Here is a 2,633-nt window from a genome sequence, read left to right as displayed (position 1 = left end):
TGTCGCCTGCCAGGGTGATGGGACCTCTGGTTTGCCATGAGCATGGGACCGGGTTGTTCCGGTTGTAGGCCGTGCGTTGATGGTGACCGATGGGGTGGTTGCCGGTCAATCCGACGGAGTCGGAGGGGCCGGCTTTTCCGGTCGGGGCTTTTGGCGTTGCCGGTAGGACTGGCCTTCGACGACGAGTTCGTAGGCCGCTGATTGCAGGCGGTCCATCGCGGATTGAGCCAGCAGAGGATCGGCCATCATGGTCAGGATCTCGGGCGGTTCGCGGTTGCTGGTGATGATCGTCGAAGCCTTGCGGTGGCGTTCGACGATGATCTCGTAGAAGTCGGTAGTCTCGGTGGCTTCCAGGCGGTGCAGTGCCAGATCGTCGATGATCAATAGCTCGACGCGGTGCAGTTTGCGCATCTCGTCTTCGTAGCTGCCGTCCAGGCGTGCTCCACGCAGGCGTTTGAACAGTTTGTCGGCCCGTTCGGTGTGCACGCTGTGAAGCCGTCGTACCGCGATGTGGCCTAAGGCGTTGGCCAGGAACGTCTTTCCCACGCCGACCGGGCCCATGACGAGCACGTTGTAGGCATCGGCGAGGAACCGCAGCGAGATCAGCTCGGCCCACAATTGCTGATCGAACGCCACGGCGGTGGAGTCGTCCCAGGCTTGGAGTTGCATCGCAGGATCGAGGTGGGCAGCCTTGGCCCGCCGCGTCGCGGACTCGCGGTCGCGGCGGGTGACCTCATCAGCGAACAACAGCTCCAAAAAGTCGTGGTGCGGCAGCCGGTTGGTGCGGGCCAGCGCCAGCCGCTCCGGGAGGGTGTCGAGCAGCTGACCGAGTTTGAGGCGGCGCATCAACGCTTTGAGCTCGCCGGAGACCTCGATCGGTTTGACCGCCGGCACGGCATCGGGGCGGGCCGGGCTCATGAGGGCCTGCGGACCGAGAAGTCGGAGCCATCCCGCACGAACCTGGACGCCGCCCCGGGTGGTTTCGGTATCAGGGGCATCTGTTCACCGCCGCCGCGGGTCACGATCCGCTCGATCAGTCCGACGTCGATGACTTCGGCATCCAAGGCACGCCGGCAGGCGTCCTCCACGGCGGCGGCGCTGTGGCGGCGCACCAGCCCCAGCAGCCGATAGACCTGGCGCATCTTGGTCCACGGCAGCGGGTGTTCCAACACGGCGGCGGCGTAGGTGCCGACGTGGGTGCCGTGGGCAGCAGCCTTGCGCTGCAGCGCATTGATGTCGCGCATCGCATAGACCGACACGTGCGCGGGCAGATCAGCGGGGTCGGTGTGCCGCCGGCCCGGGGCCATGACGGGGTGGACCTTGATCAACTCACCACGCCAGTACAGCTTCACCGCGTGCGCATCCGTGCGGGCCTCGATCCGCTTGCCGACCAACTCGCCGGGCACGCTGTAGAGCGCTTTGGCGATCTGCACATGCCGGTCTGAGGCGACCTTGGGATGGGTCCAGACCGGGATGTCGAACACATCCTCAGGCACCGGTCCCAGCGCAGGGAGTTCCTCGGCGGCGAACACCTCGGCCGGGCGCAGCCGGGTGGTGCCATGAATCCGCAACCCGGCGGTCTGCGCACACCACAGCCGCGCCCGTTCCCGGCAATCCCCGAGATCCCGGAAGTGTTCTCCGGCATAGAAATTCGACCGCACGTACTGCACCATGCGTTCTACCCGCGGCTTATCTTTGGGGCTGCGGACCCGCGTCGGGTCAACAGCGAACCCGCGGGCCTGGGCATACTCCCGGAACGCGTCATTGAGCCGGGGTTCGGTCGCGTGTGCGGTGGTGACGATGGCTTTCATGTTGTCGGGGATCACCACCGCGAACACCCCGCCGAAGAACACCCACGCCGCTTCGAACCCGGCGATCACATCGTTAAGGGTCTGGCGGTAGGTGGGCCAGACGAACATGTGCCGCGAATACACCGCGGTGAAGATCAACCCGTGCACCACCCGGCGCCGCCCATCACCAGCATCGATGAGCAGACCGAGGCGGCCGAAGTCGACCTGCACCTCCGCACCGGGTTCGCAGTCGGCCACCGGCACCGTGGCTTGGCGCCGCCCGAATCCCAATTCAGTTGTGGCGTAACGGTGCAACGTCCGATACGACACCACCACACCCCGGCGGCCAAGCAGCGTGTGGATCTTGGTCAACGTCAACCCGTCTTTGAGCCACGCCTTGATCTGCTCATGCTCAGCGGCGATCGTCTCCCAGGCAAGGCTCTTGCCAGTCGGCCGGTGCGGGCGAACCTCGGCGATCACCGCCGCGAGCAGCTCATCGGTGAGCTGACTGTCTCCGCCGTCACGGTCGAGCCCGCAGGCCCGTGCCCGGTCGACGTAGCGTCGCACCGTTTTACGATCGGTGCCCGAGAGCCGGGCCACCTCCCGCAACCCCAACCCCTGCAGCCACAGCCGCAGCATTTCCACGATCTCGATCACCGATACCTCCCGGTAGCTCATCAGGCCAATACAGCGGCCCAACAACCGGAAGAACCCACGCCACGCCGGGGTGGTCCCATAACTGGCAAAACAGCCAGTCAGGTGGTCCCATCAATGGCAAACAGGTGGTCCCATGCTCATGGCAAAACCAGCTCTGAAGTGGTCCCTTTCACCTGGCAGCCGACA

2 protein-coding genes are annotated in these 2,633 nt (G+C 65.5%); both read right to left on the bottom strand.

The window, feature by feature from the left end:
* Window positions 1-105 precede the first annotated feature (105 nt).
* A complete protein-coding gene (locus tag BST44_RS29005) occupies window positions 106-918 on the bottom strand; it encodes an ATP-binding protein (RefSeq protein WP_033711543.1) in 813 nt (270 codons plus the stop codon).
* On the bottom strand, window positions 915-2,468 hold the full coding sequence (gene istA / locus BST44_RS29000; RefSeq protein WP_033711544.1) for an IS21 family transposase: 1,554 nt from the start codon (window positions 2,466-2,468) through the stop codon (window positions 915-917). Before istA ends, BST44_RS29005 begins: the two co-directional genes overlap by 4 nt.
* Window positions 2,469-2,633: the final 165 nt, after the last annotated feature.

Origin of the sequence: Mycobacterium scrofulaceum (genome assembly GCF_002086735.1) — a bacterium.
GTDB classification, from domain to species: domain Bacteria; phylum Actinomycetota; class Actinomycetes; order Mycobacteriales; family Mycobacteriaceae; genus Mycobacterium; species Mycobacterium scrofulaceum.
Note: the sequence above shows the minus strand (reverse complement) of the source record. Positions and strands in the feature narration are given on the sequence as shown.